17 protein-coding genes are annotated in these 18,747 nt (G+C 42.3%); 4 read left to right on the plus strand and 13 right to left on the minus strand.

The window, feature by feature from the left end; translation table 11 throughout:
- Positions 1–48 precede the first annotated feature (48 nt).
- Entirely contained in the window at positions 49–2,130 is a 2,082-nt protein-coding gene (locus EZMO1_RS24400) for a capsular polysaccharide biosynthesis protein (RefSeq protein ID WP_051790279.1), read from the minus strand.
- A gap of 173 nt (positions 2,131–2,303) precedes the next feature.
- Between EZMO1_RS24400 and EZMO1_RS24405 the strand changes: the two genes are divergently transcribed.
- Positions 2,304–2,876, plus strand: coding sequence for a Uma2 family endonuclease (locus EZMO1_RS24405; RefSeq protein ID WP_051790276.1), 573 nt, complete (start codon positions 2,304–2,306; stop codon positions 2,874–2,876).
- A 13-nt stretch (positions 2,877–2,889) separates the two neighbouring features.
- On the opposite strand, the gene EZMO1_RS24410 is transcribed toward EZMO1_RS24405, so the two are convergent.
- Positions 2,890–3,462, minus strand: coding sequence for a Uma2 family endonuclease (locus tag EZMO1_RS24410; protein ID WP_051790273.1), 573 nt, complete (start codon positions 3,460–3,462; stop codon positions 2,890–2,892).
- 14 nt (positions 3,463–3,476) lie between these two features.
- Positions 3,477–4,199 carry a Fic family protein gene (locus tag EZMO1_RS24415; protein ID WP_034877717.1) on the minus strand — a complete coding sequence of 241 codons (723 nt, stop codon included), beginning with the start codon at positions 4,197–4,199 and terminating at the stop codon, positions 3,477–3,479.
- Between the two features lie 160 nt (positions 4,200–4,359).
- On the opposite strand from EZMO1_RS24415, the gene abiEi reads away from it, so the two are divergent.
- A complete protein-coding gene (abiEi, locus tag EZMO1_RS24420; RefSeq protein WP_034877716.1) occupies positions 4,360–4,884 on the plus strand; it encodes a type IV toxin-antitoxin system AbiEi family antitoxin in 525 nt (174 codons plus the stop codon).
- Between the two features lies 1 nt (position 4,885).
- Positions 4,886–5,776: a nucleotidyl transferase AbiEii/AbiGii toxin family protein gene (locus EZMO1_RS24425; RefSeq protein ID WP_034877715.1), complete on the plus strand. Its 891-nt coding sequence runs from the start codon at positions 4,886–4,888 to the stop codon at positions 5,774–5,776.
- Positions 5,777–6,010: 234 nt separating this feature from the next.
- On the opposite strand, the gene EZMO1_RS24430 is transcribed toward EZMO1_RS24425, so the two are convergent.
- Positions 6,011–6,241, minus strand: a complete 231-nt coding sequence (locus EZMO1_RS24430) for a hypothetical protein (RefSeq protein ID WP_034877714.1) — start codon at positions 6,239–6,241, stop codon at positions 6,011–6,013.
- A 25-nt stretch (positions 6,242–6,266) separates the two neighbouring features.
- Here EZMO1_RS24430 and EZMO1_RS24435 point away from each other — a divergent pair, with 25 nt between their 5' ends.
- On the plus strand, positions 6,267–6,482 hold the full coding sequence (locus EZMO1_RS24435; RefSeq protein WP_034877713.1) for a peptide chain release factor family protein: 216 nt from the start codon (positions 6,267–6,269) through the stop codon (positions 6,480–6,482).
- A 291-nt stretch (positions 6,483–6,773) separates the two neighbouring features.
- Here the strand turns inward: EZMO1_RS24435 and galE are convergent, their stop codons facing one another.
- The 9 genes from galE to EZMO1_RS24480 form a co-directional block, all read right to left on the minus strand.
- Positions 6,774–7,805 carry a UDP-glucose 4-epimerase GalE gene (galE, locus tag EZMO1_RS24440; protein WP_034877712.1) on the minus strand — a complete coding sequence of 344 codons (1,032 nt, stop codon included), beginning with the start codon at positions 7,803–7,805 and terminating at the stop codon, positions 6,774–6,776.
- On the minus strand, positions 7,805–8,680 hold the full coding sequence (galU, locus tag EZMO1_RS24445) for a UTP--glucose-1-phosphate uridylyltransferase GalU (protein WP_034877710.1): 876 nt from the start codon (positions 8,678–8,680) through the stop codon (positions 7,805–7,807). Before galU ends, galE begins: the two co-directional genes overlap by 1 nt.
- A 75-nt stretch (positions 8,681–8,755) precedes the next feature.
- A complete protein-coding gene (locus tag EZMO1_RS24450) occupies positions 8,756–9,922 on the minus strand; it encodes a nucleotide sugar dehydrogenase (RefSeq protein ID WP_034877709.1) in 1,167 nt (388 codons plus the stop codon).
- A gap of 31 nt (positions 9,923–9,953) precedes the next feature.
- A complete protein-coding gene (locus EZMO1_RS24455; protein ID WP_051790269.1) occupies positions 9,954–11,387 on the minus strand; it encodes a glycosyltransferase family 2 protein in 1,434 nt (477 codons plus the stop codon).
- Positions 11,384–12,175 (minus strand): hypothetical protein, encoded by a 792-nt coding sequence (locus tag EZMO1_RS24460; RefSeq protein WP_034877707.1) that lies wholly within the window; start codon positions 12,173–12,175, stop codon positions 11,384–11,386. The genes EZMO1_RS24455 and EZMO1_RS24460 overlap by 4 nt, the downstream gene beginning before the upstream one ends.
- A 257-nt stretch (positions 12,176–12,432) precedes the next feature.
- Positions 12,433–13,560: a polysaccharide pyruvyl transferase family protein gene (locus EZMO1_RS24465; protein WP_082212257.1), complete on the minus strand. Its 1,128-nt coding sequence runs from the start codon at positions 13,558–13,560 to the stop codon at positions 12,433–12,435.
- 250 nt (positions 13,561–13,810) lie between these two features.
- Entirely contained in the window at positions 13,811–14,905 is a 1,095-nt protein-coding gene (gene glf, locus EZMO1_RS24470; RefSeq protein ID WP_034877706.1) for a UDP-galactopyranose mutase, read from the minus strand.
- 14 nt (positions 14,906–14,919) lie between these two features.
- Positions 14,920–16,905, minus strand: a complete 1,986-nt coding sequence (locus EZMO1_RS24475; RefSeq protein ID WP_034877705.1) for a glycosyltransferase family 2 protein — start codon at positions 16,903–16,905, stop codon at positions 14,920–14,922.
- A 205-nt stretch (positions 16,906–17,110) separates the two neighbouring features.
- On the minus strand, positions 17,111–18,742 hold the full coding sequence (locus tag EZMO1_RS24480) for a polysaccharide biosynthesis/export family protein (protein ID WP_051790266.1): 1,632 nt from the start codon (positions 18,740–18,742) through the stop codon (positions 17,111–17,113).
- Positions 18,743–18,747: the final 5 nt, after the last annotated feature.

The following is an 18,747-nucleotide window of genomic DNA, read 5'->3' on the forward strand; positions in this document are numbered from 1 at the left end:
CATTTTCTCAGAATAATAATGCAATCCGGATGGTGGACTTACGCATCGCTACTTCGTAAATACCTCTACAAGGTAACCCGCCTTACGCCTGTTTCTTGCCAGCCAGTTAACCAGTTTGTTCGACCGGGTCTGGTGAACGGTGGCTTCCTGTTTCAAAGCCTGAATCATACGCTCTACCGTTGTGAAGCGACGTGTTACCCAATGTATGTAGTTTGGATAATAACAGTGAGCAAAGTAGGTCAGTTCTGCCAACGACCGTTTAGCGGTTCTGCGAGGTATGTTCAGTTGGTCAATGGTTAACCCCCAGCCTGAATAGAAGGGAGCTCCCCAACAATGAACCGTTTTACCTCTGGTCAGAGCTTCGAACCCGGCCAGAGACGTCATGACATGCAGCTCATCACACTGATCAATGCAATCCAGGATATCGTTGTCTGATACCATGCTGTCTGCCCACTGCAAAGCCTGTGGCTCGGGTATATGCCCTTCCCTGCCCGCCAATAGCACATCCGGGTGAGGCTTATACACAATAAAAGCATCCGGAGCAGAGGCTCTTACCGCTTTTAGCAACTCAAGGTTGCTTTGTACAACAGGGCTGCCCCACTTCAGCGATGCATCATTATTCACCTGCCCGGTCACAAGAATTTTTTTCTGTTGATGTGCAGCACTGGCAAACACCTGCTGCTCTTTTCCTAACAGGTTATATTTGCTGACACGCTGACGAACCAGTGTGCGCACCAGCTGCTCGCCTCGCTCTTTCTCCCGATCTGACAGCTGTAGGGTATTGATGGCCGTTTCCAGATCAGAAGGTCGGGTGCAGTCAAAATACATACCCTGCTTATCGATGATCAGTGAACCCGGCCGACGCAACTCTGCACCCAAGCCATTGCTACGAATAAAGGCGTCTTCTGCCCGCCATAAAGCAATGCCTTGCGGGGCCTGAAAGTCATACTGTTTTGCGCCCCATAAAAGAATACCGTCGCCTTCAGAGGCTTTTTCAACGGCCTTGTCAGTTGAACTGACAAACTTGACCTGTTGCGCACGACCACCAATAAAACAGCCAAGAAAAGCGCGCTTCCAAAGACTGAAGCCAACAGCATACAGCGTGTTCACTTCCTGTTTCTGGTAACGTCTTTGCAGTGCGATTAAGTCAACAATGTCTTCCAGCTCACACCGCTCACCCATTTCCGGATCGATATAACGGGTGTATTTAAGACAGGCTGCTGCAAACAGACTCTCAATACTGTGTTGCACCGTACGACGAGTGCAGCCAATCCGGTCGTCCGTTAGCCCCCAGCCACTGTAAAACGGCACACCAAAACAAACCACCTGCTTGCCATACCACAGAGCTTCAAAACCCAGCTGCGATGTCACCACATAGACTTTGTTGAAATGAGGAAACAAAGACTGAGCATTCACCTTTTCAGCCATAACCTTCAGGCGATCATTGGCAAATCCTTTAATCTTCTGTCCACAGGGCTCCAGCTCGAAATAGCCTTTCTTTTTTCCTAACACCACATCCGGATGCACCTTCACCCAGACTTCAGAATCAGGGTTTTCAGAAAGAGCAGCGGTCAGCATAGCGTCAAAACTGGATTCATCAGCCATGCCATATTTTATAGAACAGTCGCCGTATGTCTGGTCAACCACCAATACTCGATTCTGCACTTTATTTTCCGGCTCCCAACGGGATACCGGTTCATGGTTGTACTTGGTGATTTGATGCTGACGAATAACCCTGAGCAGATTGACTGAGCGAGCCTGTAGCTCCGCTGTTAACCACTCTTCAGGATGGTTTAAAAGGTATTCAATATCGGAAGGTTGGGTCGCATCGTAATAGATGCCAGTTTTGTCCACGATCAGGGAAAAACGACGATCGCCTAGTGCGGGGTGACCAAGGTAGGCAATGAAACCATCTTCGAGACTCCAGATGGGGATGTCGTTCTTACGACTGAATGCTCTGGCTTTTGACGTATTGTTTTTTCTTCCCCAGCCAAGGGTAGTAACAGCTGAACCGCTGAATTTTTTAGTTAGCTGCTGGAAAGCATTTACATGGGAGACAGGCTCACCAATGAGGCATTCAAGCTCGTTGGCTCCCGAAATGCCTTTGGAAAAAGTGATGAACTGGGACAATGAATAAATTCTTTACGGTGAGGAACAAAGAACAGCGTATCGTGCTACTTGCTGCACTGGTTGATGCAAATTTCGGACGCCTGACATAAATGCTATAGTCTTGACTTGAAAATAATTTGGTGCATTCCGTAGCTTCCCCACTTTTCATAACAACTTCAGGGAGAAAACAACCAATGGCCTTGGCACAACCTCTTGAATTTATAGATCCTGATACTTACATGACAATGGAGAAGCAGTCGGACATCAAGCACGAATACGTAAATGGACTGATAACCGCTATGGCTGGTGCCAGCCGCAGGCACAATTTACTCACTCTCACTATTGCTTCCTTGCTGCGCAACCATTTGCGCGGCACTGGTTGTCAGACGTTTGCCAGTGATATGAAGGTCAACGCCAGCCACAAAGGTAATACGGTTTTTTATTATCCGGATGTCATGGTCAGCTGCAATCGGGCAAACCAGGATGCTTTTGTAGAAAACCACCCGCAAATCATTATTGAAGTATTGTCTCCTTCTACTGAAGCCAGAGACAGAATGGAGAAGTTGGCTGCCTACACCTCAATTCCCGGTTTAAAGGAGTATGTTTTGGTGCATCAGGACAAAATAGCCATCGACTTGTACCAGAACACAGGGCACGGCTGGGAGGTCATCCGGTTCACTCATGAACAGGAACACATACATTTTCTTTCCATAGACTTTACCGCGACCTTGCAGGAAATCTATGAGGATGTTGCCGGCGTTCTATAAGGGTCAAAGTCCATTACAGTTCATCCGGATAAAGGTCGTCCATCGCCAGATCCAGCTTCAGACTGTCCAGTCGAATGACATCGCCGGAATGGTAGGTTGCAACGACTTCGAAACGCCCGCCGTGCCACATCCGCTTTTCAATGACTGGATGATCGGGGTCTATCACCAGATATTCACCGTTAGTCGCTTTGAGTACATGCCCGTATTCAGCCGATTTGTAGACACGATCAGTCAGTTCTGTGCTTTCAGAAAGCACTTCAACCAACACCGTGGCCGATTCGCACATATCATCGTATGTTCGGTTTTTCTCACAGGAAACCATCACATCCGGATATCGGAATGATTTTACAAAAGCCGATTCGACCTTGAGCTTGACGTCGGATGAGAACACATCGCAAGGCTTGCCCACCAAATGATTACCCAATAATCGTGCAATGTTGGTAATCATTTTTCCATGTCGGATTGAACCCCCAGCCATTGCAACCACATATCCATCGATATATTCATGCCGGGTTTCCTGGGCTGCCTTCTCGTGGGAAAGGTAGGCTTCCGGTGTGATCAGTACATGGCTGATTTTTCGGGGCATATGATGGTCCTTAATTAGCGAACTACGTTCAAATATCTCGACAAAGCCTCTTCCTGCGCCTGAGCGACCAGTACAATAAAATCCTGATAGTCTTGTTGAGTATGTGCCTTATCCAGCGCCTCATAATAGGCCAGCCGATGTTCAGTTTTGATAATAACCGGCAGATAGCCGCTGGTCATTAAGTCGAAATTCATAAGCAATCTGGCAGTTCTGCCATTGCCATCGACAAAAGGGTGTATGCCTACAAAGTCAACATGAAAACGGGCAGCTCGCTCAACTGGGTGAGCACCCTGCTGCTCATACCATTCAATCAGCCTCTCCATTTGATGGGGGACATGCAAATGATCAGCAGGCGTATGCTGAGCACCTGCGATGATCGCATTCTCAGTACGATAAGCACCAGCATTACTGTCATCAATGTTTTTCAAAACAAGATGATGGATAGACTTGATAAGGCGCTCACTCAACACTTCATGTTTCGCCACCACCGCCTCAACCCACTCAATGGCTTCTTTATGATTAATAGCTTCGAAATGCTCCCGCATGGATTTTCCACCCACCGTAATACCTTCCAGTATCACTTTGGTTTCTTTCAGCGTGAGCGTGTTGCCTTCTATTGCATTTGAGTGATATGTCCACTCCACGATTAGCGCTTCATGCAGTGACTTAACGCTGTGTCTGGGCAATGGTCGCAGGGAATCTAATTCCGACTTTAGTGTATTGATGGTTTCAAACATGATGACAATCAGCCTGATAAAGGGGACTCTTGCTCCATCTTAGAGTATGTATCTGGGTGATAGAAGCAGGATGAGGGGCATTAAATTCAACAGACTTTGATTTTCAATGCAATTCAAGTCTACAATAAATTACATTAAACGTAATAATTTGTAGACCTGAATGACCAAAAAAGACAAACTCTTAACCGTCTTGTCAGACGCTACTGCTGCCGGTGGAGGCATTTACACAGCACAGGAAATAGCCTATTTGATTGGAGAGAAGTACTCCCCTGCTTTGACTAAATTTCTTGCTGATTGTGCCAAAAAAGGCTTAATTCGCAGAGTGGCGGCGGGACTGTTTGAAAGTACGCTGACGCCACCCGCCCCAACAACAGCCATCTATAAAATAGCGAAGAAACTACGTAATCATGTCATTAGCTACATAAGCCTTGAAAGCCAGCTCAGTCATACAGGCACTATCTCTCAAATCCCCATGGGTCGGCTAACCATCGTAACAAAGGGTCGTAGTGGAACCTTTACAACGCCATACGGAGTGATTGAGTTTACTCACTCAAAAAAATCGGTCAGCAGTATTTCACCCAATCTGTATTTTGACAGCACTGTAAACATGTACAGAGCAAACACTTCGCAAGCCATTGCAGACCTGAAAGACTGCAAAAGAAACCTACATATGCTGGAACGTTAAAATGTTAACTACACAAATTCAAAGCATAGTGCAATCAAACCCGGAATTTGCCGCCATCACCCCTGTGATAGAAAAAGAAATTCTTCATCACGATATTCTGCACGTCATGATCAAGCAGGGGGCAATGCAGCCACTCACCTTCATAGGCGGAACATCCCTTAGAATGTGCTATAACAGCTCCAGATTATCGGAAGATCTGGACTTTAACGGTGGGCATGACTTCAAGCCAAGCAATTTCGATGGTTTGGAAAATGATATCCAAAACTACATACAGAACAAATACGAAACAAACGTATGGGTCAACAAACCCAGTCAAGACAAACAGGGCGACACTTCCTCATGGAAGATCAGTATAGAGAAAGAAGCTAATCGTCCGGATTTACCTAGACAAAAAATGCATATAGACGTCTGCGCCATTCCATCATTTGATGTGAAGAAAAAAGCGCTTGCCAACCACTACCCTATTGTCGTACCTACTGAAGGACTGCTTGTTCCCGTTCAGTCTCTCGAAGAAACACTTGCGGATAAATTTATTGCTCTGGCCTACCGAGCCAGACGCATTAAACCCAGAGATGTATGGGATATTGTCTGGATAAAACAAAAAGGTATTAACATTTCTACAGCGCTGATTGACAAAAAACTGGAAGCAAGAAATAAAACCAAAACAGACTTCAAACAAGCACTGCTCAGCCAAATGTTAAAACTACTAAAAAACGACGAAGTACGAACAGACTTTGCTGCTGAAATGAGTCGCTTTATTCCCGAAAATATCAAACAGAGAACGCTTGACAACCCAGAATACTGGACTTATGTACAAACAGAAATCGAAACTATGTCAGACTCGATTCTCAAAAATGACAAGCCTCGAAATAGATTTGATATGAGTGTCTAGCAGCAAGCGCCCATCCTACTGCCAGCAGTCGTTGAATACTGATTGTATGGAGAGGGTCTGAAAATCAGATCATAAAAAGGAGCTGCCATCAGCTGGCCATTGTCGTCCATTAAGAATAACCAGATTCAATTTCTGGTACTCGTAAGCACCAATATTTTTGAAGTTATATAGCTACAAAACAGTGTTAAACGCAACAAATGACTGTATATACAGTCATTATATAGGTTTGCCAGTTTATGGTGACCGTTGATCACCACCAATAATAACCCCTTCAAACGCTGTCTTTTTATCAACCCCATCGGAACTCTGAAAACACCCCACGTACCAGCGTCCGGACACCTCAGGTTCAAGCATTTTAAGACTTGCTGAGCAGACAGGGTCAAAACCCTCTTCGTAACTACGGACGAAAACCCGCTTATCTTCTGGAAGCTGCTTTAAAAGTGAAATAAGCTCTTTAACTGTCATCTAATCAAGCCTTTACGTCTTAAATATGAACGACCAGTTTAAACCAGAAGAACTGCTTATCACGACTTGGAGCAGCACAAATAACCACCCCATTCCTCGTGCAAAAAACGGAGTAAAAATCGTTCACTTGCCAACGAAACTGATCGTTACCGTTGATGAAGAGCGAACCCAACATGCCAACAAATTAAAGGCCTTAACCAAGCTGGCTGAAAAACTGGATAAACTGGCCGAGTCGAAGTAAACAACTAAGAATATCTAACCCATCATTCACATGTAGTGGCAAGCAGCTACAGGTAGCTTTCTTACAGCACTTGCTCATCTGCCTCGACCAATGATTTTTACAGAAACGTCGCTTTAGTACACGACCACGATCACCCTAAATTCTACTGCCACAGATAACGACGTCAGACAATTATCAGTATTTTTTTCTATCAAAAAATACCAAAACTCGTACTTTTTCCTATGTAAAAGTACGAAAACCGCAAGTAACATCGGAAGATTCTAAAAGCTCGACAGCACTACGAGCTATGAGCTATGAGCTATGAGCCACAGCATAACCTTGTGGATTATTTGACTGCCACCGCCATGTGTCGATCATCATGTCCTGCAAACTTTTCTCGGCAACCCAACCAAGCTCTCTTTCTGCAAGGCTCGCATCGGCCCAGCAAGCAGCGATATCGCCTGGTCTACGATCTACAATCTGGTATGGAACAGTCTGATCAGAAGCTTGCTCAAATGCATCGATCATTTCCAGAACACTGTGTCCTTCTCCCATTCCGAGATTCCACGCCTTGAGTCCACACTCTGTATTCAGCTTTTCAATGGCACGAACATGCCCTTTGGCAAGATCGACAACATGAATGTAATCTCTTACACCTGTTCCATCATTGGTTGAATAGTCGCCACCAAATACAGAAAGTTTGTCACGCATACCAATAGCCACCTGACTGATATAGGGCATCAGGTTGTTTGGAATATCATTTGGATCTTCACCAATCATGCCGGAATGATGGGCTCCAATTGGGTTGAAATAACGCAGAAGAGCAATATTCCAGCGGCTATCTGAACGATGGAGATCCTCCAGGATTTCTTCGACCATTAGCTTTGAACGACCATAAGGGTTCGTAGCACCTAGCGGAGAATCTTCTTTTATTGGCAGACTGGTCGGATCACCATAGACCGTTGCAGAAGAACTGAACACCAGATTGAAAACACCTTGTTCAGCCATCTCCTCACACAAAGTCACCGTTCCGCTGACGTTATTATCGTAGTATCTGAGCGGGACAACAGTGGACTCACCGACAGCCTTCAATCCGGCAAAATGGACAACAGAATTGAAGCGGTGCTCACTAAACAGCTGCTTGAGTAGTTTGCGATCCCTAATATCACCTTCAACGAAGGTTACTTTTGCATCAGTTATCAATTCAACCCTGCGAATTGCTTCCCGCGAGCTGTTGCACAAGTTATCAAGAACAACGACTTGATAACCGTTAGTCAGAAGTTCAACACATGTGTGGCTTCCTATGTAGCCTGCTCCTCCCGTGACAAGAACTTGCTTTGTCATTAACTAACAATTCCCTTCAGATATTCTCGAAATGCGCCATTCAGTTCAGGATGTCGTAAAGCATACTCCACATTCGCTTTCATGTGTCCGAGCTTGCTACCACAGTCATAGCGGATGCCATCGAATTCATAGGCATAAATGGCTTGCTCTTCAAGCAAAGCTGCGATGGCATCTGTTAACTGTATTTCATTACCGGCACCACGTTGTGTATTTTCAAGCAACTCGAAAATGCGTGGTTGAAGTACATAACGACCGACGATAGAAAGGTTTGAAGGTGCCTCTTCAACAGGTGGTTTTTCAACAACACCTTGCAACTTATACAGACGGTCACTCAGGTCAATCGGATCGATAACGCCATATTTATTGACCTTTTCCATTGGAACCTGCTCAACAGCGACTACTGAACTAGCATCTTCATTAGCGAGATTGATCATGGTGTCAAGACAAGCAGTTTCATCGCAGTAAATCATGTCATCAGCCAGCAAGACGACAAAAGGCTCATCACCGACAATATCTTTCGCACATAAAACCGCATGCCCGAGGCCAAGAGCCTCTTGCTGGCGGACGTAAAAACAGTTAACGCCCTTGGGTAAAATATTTCTTACCGTATTCAGCAGCTCTTTTTTGCCTGCTTCTTCAAGTTTGTATTCAAGTTCAAAGTTTTTATCAAAATGGTCTTCGATAGGTCGCTTTGTCCAGGATGTAACAAAGATCAGATCGGTAATACCTGCTGCAATAGCTTCTTCAACAGCATATTGAATGAGAGGCTTATCAACAACAGGTAGCATTTCTTTTGGGCAGGCTTTTGTGGCTGGTAGAAAACGAGTTCCCATTCCTGCGACTGGGAATACGGCTTTTTTAATTTGAACTGACATTATCAATTAATATTATAAATATTTGATTGGAGAAATTTTGTAGCAATTAAGCTTTCAAAGTTTTGTAGACTGTGTTTAATCTGAGCCAAATAAATCGCGGGTATACACCTTATCTGCTACACCTGCTAATTCTTCAACCATACGATTTGAAACGATGACATCCGATATGTGCTTAAACTCTTCAAGATCTTTAATCACTTTAGAGTGATAAAACTCATCTTCATCAAGTACTGGTTCGTAAACAACTACCTCAATCCCCATGGCTTTGATGCGCTTCATTATTCCCTGAATTGCGGAAGCACGGAAGTTGTCAGAGCCTGTCTTCATAATTAGTCGGTAGATTCCTACCACTTTGGGGTCACGCTTAATAATTGATTCGGCAACGTAGTCCTTTCTTGTACGATTGGCTTCAACAATAGCACCAATCATATTGTTAGGGACATCCTGGTAGTTAGCCAGTAGTTGTTTGGTATCTTTTGGTAGGCAGTAACCGCCATAACCAAAAGACGGATTGTTGTAATGACCGCCAATGCGTGGATCAAGCCCAACACCATCAATAATTTGGCGAGTATCTAATCCATGTGTCTCAGCATAGGTATCAAGCTCATTAAAATAAGCCACCCGCATTGCCAAATATGTATTCGAAAACAATTTAACGGCTTCTGCCTCAGTAGAGTCCGTAAACAGTACAGGTATATCTTTTTTCAATGCACAATCTTCAAGCATTCCTGCAAAGCGTCGTGCACGCTCAGATTGTTCACCAATGATGATACGGGATGGATAAAGATTATCATGTAATGCTTTACCTTCACGAAGGAACTCAGGTGAAAAAATAATATTTTCACTGTTAAGCTCTTCCTTGATACGCCGTGTATAACCCACAGGAACTGTGGACTTTATCACCATAATTGCATGGGGGTTAATTTCCATGACATCTTTAATGACTGACTCTACCGAGCTTGTATTAAAATAGTTGGTTTCTGGGTCATAATCAGTTGGCGTAGCGATAATGACATAATCAGCATCAGAGTATGCAAGTTTTTTATCTGTTGTTGCTCGAAGGTTCAGGTCTTTGTTTGACAGATAGTTCTCAATCTCAACGTCCGCAATAGGTGACATACGGTCATTAATCATATCTACTTTCTGATGAACGATATCAACAGCCATTACCTGATAATGCTGTGCTAATAAAACAGCGTTAGACAGGCCTACATAACCTGTACCTGCTACTGAAATTTTCATTTGATTAAAATCTACTTGGAATATAAATTGGTTACTGTGCTAAGCAGGCTCTTACATCTGTCATAGGCACACAAATAGAATCAGGTGCTAAAAAGCGACGAGAGGTGGAATAATCATCACTTTGCTTGGGTTTCAGACCTCGATTAAGCTCAGCAATATGCCAGCGAGTCCAAGACTCCCAATAATCCAACCTAACAGGCGATATACCTCCAACACCATGTCCCGTGCTTACGGCAGTCATCAGTGAATCAGGCCGATGAGCACCAAAGGTTAAAGGTTCTACCACTCTGTGCATGGCTTTGCGACCAAATACCAGTTTTAGTCTTGCCAGAAACTCACTATCTGCGCCTGTTCTAACCAGATCCCATAAACCCGCTTTTGACGCCACTAATTCGCGCCGAAACATAGGTGACGCAGGATTCAACCGTAACAAGGTGTGTACTGGCCTAGCATAGAAAATACCGTCATCCTGCATTCTTACCCAATGTGCTGTAGTAAATACCAGAGAGCTATTTTCGATCAAAGGTCGAACCTGACGCTCAATTTTTAAAGGATGTGACCAGTCGTCAGAATCATGACAAATAACGAACTCACCTTTGGCATGTTCGAAACCAATTCTTTTGGCTACATATGTGCCAACATTAACCGGCAACTTGATATAAATAATTCGTTTGTCTTCCTTTACTAGCTTTTGAACTATCTCGGAAGTTCTATCACTGCTGTCATCGTCAATGACAATCAGCTCAATATTTTCCCATGTCTGGGTCAACAAAGAGCGAATTGATGTCTCAACCCGTTCCTCAGATTGGTAGGTCGTCATTAGGATACTGACAAGAGGTCCACTCACCTTTGGCAACTCTTCCAAAGAAAGCAGGTTATTGGGGCCTGGAGCAGTTGCTTTATTCTTAAGCGCCAATGCAGACAAGCCATGTGCTGCAAGGAAATTATTTAAAGTGACAAGTTGTTGGCTAGGAGACTGCTGATCAGAATTACTAAGATAAAGCTCTAACTCTGGCGTAGATTGTTCTGAACATTTAAGCACTTCTTTTGCCACTTGACAGGCTTTCATGCTCTGACCATTAGCCAGTAACAAAGCTGTGCGTAATGTAGCCGGTGCGTTGATATTTTTTATTAGTTCTAGACTTAAGTCAGGCTGAAAAGGTGCTAAGGCATTTGCCAGAGAATACTGTTGACGCTCAGACACCCCCTTACTAACCAAACGACGGGTATGGTCAACGGCTTCACCATGTGCACCAACTGCTGAAAAACTCACCGCTTTCGCATACCCACCTCGCCAACTACGCCAGTCGCAGGTAGATTGAACAACAGTTTTATAAAGCCCTAAACGATAGCACGCCCAAAGCGAGGCATCATTTTTAGGCACTGGCTCACTTCCTAAACAGGCCAATGCATTAGCAAACCTATTACGATTAAAATAATGCCAAAAGCGTAAGCGCTTTATCATTCAACTTGAGCCTTAAGAACAGCTCTATCCTGACGAAAACTTCTAATTGTTCTCGACATTATAACAGGAAGCAGAGGCCAGCTTAGCGGATTTTTACTGCACTTAATTAACACAGTGCCAATACGATAAGAAAGATGCTTTTTAACTTCATCAGCTTTATAGGCATCAGCATAACTAGCAATAGGAGGCAGTATAGCTTTACTGTTTTGTAAAGCTTTATCAGTCCTGAATTTTTTAACTTCTGTTCCTAAGGCAAAGGGCATAGACAACCACCCTGTAATAGAGCGTGAATGCTGAATGACAGTATTACCTAATCGGTAAGACAGCTGTTTCTTTACTCGATCTTCAGCCCCATATAAGAATGTTTGATTAGCACTTGAACTATGCCTGTCTGTGCTGTTCATCCCGTTTCTTTTAAGTAGTTGATTTTCAAAATAGAGTTTTTCCAACTCATTTTGAACTTTTTGTAGTTGCTCAACGAGAACTTCATTTCCGACATGGAATGTATTTACTGAAACTGCAACATGCAATCCTGTACTCTCAGAAGGTTGAAACATTGCCTTCTGTTGTGCAAGTTGCTGCCTAAGCAATTGCAATTCATCATCACGCTCTTTAAGCTCTGCTTTAGCTTTTTTTGAATCCTGGAAATATTTTTCTAATTTTTCCTGAGAACAAAGCAGCTGCTCACGCTGTTTATTTTGTTCCAATAAAAGCTCCTTGTTTTCCAGAAGCTTATTCTCTAAATCATTCTGTACCAAATGCAGCTGTTGCTGCAGCTTCTCATTCATTACGTCACCATTGTCTACAAGCTGAACTACTCAGATCTTCTAGTAAAATATATCTACAGGTATAACCAACTGAATTTCATCAATTAAATGAAGAATTTCAAGTTAGAAAGAGGAAGCAATGTCAATTTCCAATTTTAAGGAAAACTGAGCCTAATACATTTGCGGTAGTTAAGTAGTCGCAAACGCATCAGGCTAAGAGAGAAGCCACCTCAACTATTAAACTACATTAATAGATGATCACTTTGCTGGATTTAGTATTAAGGCAGCCTGACTTGCTCTTCTAGAATGTACTCAAGATCTGGTGAGGTTGCACGATAATCATTCCAAATTTTTTGGCTGAGTGAACGCATAAAATCTGAAGCTTCCTCTCTGAGCTTTCCTACTTTATCCATAGGAACCTCGGGTACTCCAGAGTCAATTAGTTCAATAATTTTTCGATCGTTGGGGCTGAAGGCTAGTTCTTCCCTATCAATTGATTTTAAGAATTGCTTAGCTTTTACAACTGGATTTACACAGATAGTAGGTACACCATACATTGTTGCAACAATTGTCGTGTGAAGCTTCATGCTGAGAACAAGACTGCATGCACCTATAGCACGGCTGATTTCGTCAAGATCCTCACTATAGACCGTTTCCTTACCAGGTATTTCCAGAAGTTTTGAGTTTTCGAAATCTTTTTTCCCATGCTCGCGTACCCCTCCAATAATATGCTGAATACGCCAACCCTGGGAGGCCATTTTTGCACCAATTTCTGCCAATAGTACATATTCACGTGGGTGCTTAATGTGGCGAGTAACTATTCCTAAAATTGGGGCACCTTTAGGTTTAGTTGCTTGAGGCAAGGGTAGTGCACACACTAGATCCGGATGATGGCCGACAGGCTGACTAGGGCATATATTTTCTTCAATCCATGTGCTAGAGCCAGGGTCACGTGTTGTTATTGATTTAACATTTTCATGGTTCAGGAATGATTTCCATTTGTTTACGATATCTGGATTTTTGTCTGGACGGTTGCGTTCCACACCAATGCCTGCAACATGTAGTGGACGGCGTAAATAATGTGGATGAATAAAATCACGATCGACTTTTGGTTTGTAAGCACAAAGTAAGTCTCCCCCGCCCAAGACAATTGCATCCATCAAGTCAACACGAGCTTTTGAAAAATCATTAAAATATTCTGGTCGTGGCAAATTCGACATAAGATGGAGTTCGGCCCAAGGTCCAAACCAATGCTGATAGGTCTGAACATAGAGTTCATCACCATAATTTCCTCGACCAAATGAGCCTGTAATTCCTACTCTGGGTACTTTTCTTAAATGATCAGCCGAAACTGAAACTGAAATCGCTGACTTGCTTTTATTACTAATTAGGTTTGAGATATTCATTGTTTTCACTACTATTTATATAAAGAAAACGAACTGTATTCGCAAAAAAAATGGCTTGTACTAAGCCATACGAAAGGAGTGACGATAACCACAACTTCCCTATGAAAATCGCTTCGAATTTAAACTTTAGGGAATGATGAGAAGTGAGCTAGATACAATTAGAATGAAGTTCTCGTGAAATATATCTGATAATGGAGTCTAATTTCAACCCCAAAGATAATGTCTTAAAGATACTTCGAGAATAATAAAGTTAATTTATAGATTCAAACTTATTCATAGCCGAAATAATAATTTGATGCATATCATAATATTTATATTCAGCAAGCCTGCCACCAAAAACCACTGATTCACACTCTTTAGCCAATTTTTCATATTTTTTATATAATGCACTATTCTCTGTGTTACCTATAGGGTAATAAGGCACACTATCATCTTTCCATTCTGCTGGTATTTCTCTAGTTACCAATGATTTCTTCGATTTATTTCCGGGCTGAAAATGCTTGTGCTCAATAATTCTTGTCCATGGCACATTTGCATCAGAGTAATTTACTACAGCATTTCCTTGTACATTTTCGGCATCATGCACTTCTGTTTGGAACTCTAAAGTTCTATATTCCAGCTCGCCAAATCTATAATCAAAGAACTCATCCACTTTCCCTGTAAAGACAACTTTACCAGCCAGATCATTTAATTCTTTTTTATTTTTAAAATAATCTACACCCAATCTTACTTCAATGCCATCAAGCATATTTTCAAACATGGCTGTATAACCATTCTCAGGGATACCCTGATACTTATCATTGAAATAATTGTTGTCCCATGTCAGTCGGACAGGAAGCCTTTTAATAATTGATGCAGGAAGTTCTTTAGGGTCTTTTTTCCATTGCTTCTTTGTATAATCCTTGATTAAAGTATGATAGATATCATGACCAACCAAGCTTAGTGCTTGCTCTTCCAGATTTAATGGCTCTCTATCAAGCTTTAAGCGCTGAGACTCAATTTTAGCGACTGCTTCCTCTGGCGTTTTAACTCCCCACATCTGGTTAAATGTATACATGTTGAAGGGTAGAGAGTAAGCTTTATCTTGGTGAATCGCAATAGGGCTATTTCTAAAGTTGTTAAATTCAGAAAATCGATTGACAAAATCCCAAACTTTTTTTTCATTACAGTGAAAAATATGAGGTCCATAGACATGGACATCAATATCCATTTCATGCTTTGTATAGCAGTTGCCTGCAATGTGATTACGCTTGTCTATAATCAGGCATTTTTTCCCCGCATCAGTTGCAAGACGAGCAAAGGTTGCACCAAATAATCCGGCACCTACAATCAGGTAATCATACATAATAAAACTCTACTTTAATCTTTTGAAAGGAAAGCTATTTCTTTGTCTGAAAAATCTTCAAGCAACTCTTCAGGGATTCTGGTTCTAGCCCACTTTAGCAAATCTGCACTGAACTTTCGCCAAGTGGACTCAATTTCCGCAGGGACACAATATTGCTTTATTTTCTCATTGGTGTATTCCAAAGCTGAAAACACCGACATTCGCCTGCTATCGCTGATATTGGTGATTTGCTCTCGATTGCTAAATTTTCTATGAACACACACTTCTTCATTTTTGTGTGCAATACTTTTTGCTGCAGAAATACTATGCCAATGGTATGGGATATCGTTATGAACAACGGTTCCACCAAAGAAAATATTCTCGTCTAGCAGGAGCTTAGTTTTAATGATCCGATTCCATGGATAATTAATTAAACCAGCGACAGCTTTTTTACGCTCATCATGTCCATTGCAATTATCGACAATTTTCCATAGTTCTGCATCAGCATTAAACATTCCACGACTTTTGTTTTCTTCATAAAATTCAATTCTATATTTGAAAAACATCAAGTCATGCTGCTTTTTCTTAGCCGCAATCACAGAGCGTTCTAATGCATCAGGATAAATGTAATCATCCGCATCAAGGAAGTAAGTGTATTCACCAGTGCAAAGAGGGATTATTGAGTTTCTTGCTCGCCCAGCACCGCGGTTTTTTTGTTGAAACAGGATAACACGCTCATCTTCTTTTTCGATTTTTTTGACAATGTCTACTGTGCTATCAGTTGAGCCATCATCAATAACAAGAACATTGATGGAGATTTTTTTTATCGCTAGTACAGATTGAATAGTTGATCTAATAAATTCCTCACAGTTATACGATGGAATAACAACTGTTAAATCAATATCTTGATATGCTGCCGTGCACTGTTTTACTCTGTTCGCAAAATTAGCTCTATCACTGATTGGTTCAATAACACCTTTACATTTATTGTAAATAATGCTCATTTGCTTTCTGATTAAATTTTCAACACGCTTATCCGATTGTCTCGCTGCGATCCAGTCACAACGATACCAGTAGTCATAAAATTCACGGGCAACATTCTTATCCACTTTTGGTGCCTGACAAATTACCTTGCTGGCAATAGTGTTCAAGTGGCTACAAATCGCAGAAAGCTTATAGGTGGAAGCGTCCATAGTTTGCCCTTCCCTTGCCATTCTGTGATAACTGATAACCTTTTCACAAAATACCATTTTTTCTGTCTGGCTCAATACAAACCAGTGCAATGGGTTATCTTCGTAAAAATAATCCCCTTCTGGGTAGAGAATTTCTTTGCTCTTTAGAAAATCAGCTCTATACAGCTTTCTCCAAGGTACTGGTGAAATTCTGAAAACCTGTGGATATTCTTTCGCAGAAAGAACTTCACCAATGGGTATCCCTTGCCAACTTGCACTGTCATAGCTCTTTGCAACAGAACGGTCATCTTCATGAAATGTGCAAAAATCCCCAACGACAATTTCTGCGGAATGTTGTTCTGCACAATTTACCAATTCGGCTAGTGCATTTGGTGTAATCCAGTCATCACTATCAACGAAACCAATATATTTACCTTTTGCATGCTTAATACCAATATTACTTGGAATTCCTGCACCACCTAAAGTATTAAAGTCCAAATGTATTGCTTTTATTCTAGAATCTTGAGATGCATGCATGTCGATTATTTTTTTTGAATTATCTGTTGATGCATCATTGACAATAATCAACTCAAAGTCTGAAAAACCCTGATTCAAAACAGACAGTATACTTGCATCAAGGTAGGGGCCTACATTGAAGACAGGCATTACAATAGAAAGTAATAGCTTACTCTCATTCGCAGCAGATCTATTTGTTTTTTTTGCTATTAAATCTAAGTTAAATCTTGCAGTGTCCCCAAGAACATCACAATGCTTAACTTTTTCATATTCGGCAATAGCCTTATCATATTGTCCCTGGCGCAAATAATGATTGCCTGCACTTAAACTCACTGAATTCTCCGACTATGTGTTAATGAAACCTGTGCATATAGACATTTCGCACAAGCTTTTGAATGGATAAAGCACTATCAAAACAACACTATTACTATTTTTTAATGCTTTAACTGTTATTATTTAGAAAATTAATTACCGCCAATCAACAATACGCTTCTTTGTCAACAAATATTTTAGTATTGCAAATTTATTACTATTAAAATCAAAGCCTTAGCACTACAGCAGCACTCATCGCCACCTGATAGACAACTTGCATGATGTCACTGGTATACTGCATTGTTTTCAGGTCAATTTGTGGCATTACCAGAATTTCATCGCCCGGCTTGACTTCATACTTTGTTAAACCGCTACTAAATAATCCGTTTTTATATTCAATACGAGATATCGAACCATCCCGATGCAATACCAGCACACGTGACTGGTCAGCTTTCTGTGAATAACCACCTGATGCGTTTACATAATCATTAATGCTATTGCCATCATCAAACACCATGGCATTGGGGAACATGACTTCACCATGAACCTGCACCAGAACAGTATTATTTGGAATAACAATCCGATCCTGATCCTTAAGCATCACATCCATACGATTCTGGCTTTGACCTAGTAAAACCTGACCCCGTGGATTCACCTGCCTTGCTCTGGCTACAAACTGAAGAATAGACTCAGCATCAGACTGCCTTAGTTGAGCTTCTCCGACACTTTTACTTCGTGCAGAAAGTGCAGTTTGTTCCAGTTGCTGCAGTTGAACATCCAGCATGGCTTTCTGACGTTGCGCTACTTCTTCACGGAAAAGCTGCATAGCCTCAAGGTTAGATCGTTCATTAGGCTGTAATCGGGCCATCAGGTCATTAATCGTACTGCCATAAGGAAGAACATAAATAGCCTGACCGCTATGCTCACCTTCAACCGACACACTGATTGTGCCCGGCATCTTGTCAGACACTACTGTTACTTCGTCACCACTGCTGATATCAACGTTTCTAGCCTCTTCTAGTGGCAGGTAGTCAACACTACGCTTAGTCAGCTGGTTTCGCGCAATACGAACATGTGTAGCTTCAGGCATCAGGCCAACCATATGCAGAGCGTCGCCCAGTGCTATTTCGCCTCCTGCAAATTCAATCTGAACTGGATTTTCAACCAAGCCATTGAACGCCGCTATGCCCTGACGAGTATTTACTACCAGTGTGTCGCCATCCTGCAACTGTACCTGCTCAATGGTACCTGTGAGCAGGAAGTCATAAAGATTAAAGAAGGCTCTAGTTTTATTACCACGTTTAAGCTCAACGTTCAGATAACTACCAGACTCTGGGCGAATACCGCCAGATTTGGCGAGAAAGGCCAGAATGGAGTCAGAAGAGAAGCCGCCATAAAGTCCGGGAGACTGAACAAAACCAGTTACAAATATTTTAACCGGTTGGGTCGCATTCAGGCTGGCATAGAGATTCACATTGCTCTGGTACACACTGCGAACTTTCTTTTCTACTACTTTGTTCAGGTCTTTATTGGCAACACCTTGCAGCTTTACTGGACCAACCTGTGGAATGAAGACATTTCCCTGAGCATCAACATCCAGCTCAACCGCTACCTCATAGGCACCCCACATCTGCAGGTTGATTTTGTCACCAATGGCAATTTTATAATCCGGATTAAAGCCTTTAAACTCGGCCTGCCTGAATCCATCAAACAGATTTTGTCCGAAAACCGGACGAATAGTTGCCTGTTCAACAACCTCAGGGCCAGAAGTTTCGCTTTCAGGTGCAGGCACACTGGCATAAGAAGCAACGCTGAGCAGTAAAGCAGCAGCGCAGCCAAAAGCATGGGTCAGTTTCATTGTTT

Origin of the sequence: Endozoicomonas montiporae CL-33, from assembly GCF_001583435.1 — a bacterium.
In the GTDB taxonomy this organism is placed as follows: Bacteria; Pseudomonadota; Gammaproteobacteria; order Pseudomonadales; family Endozoicomonadaceae; genus Endozoicomonas_A; species Endozoicomonas_A montiporae.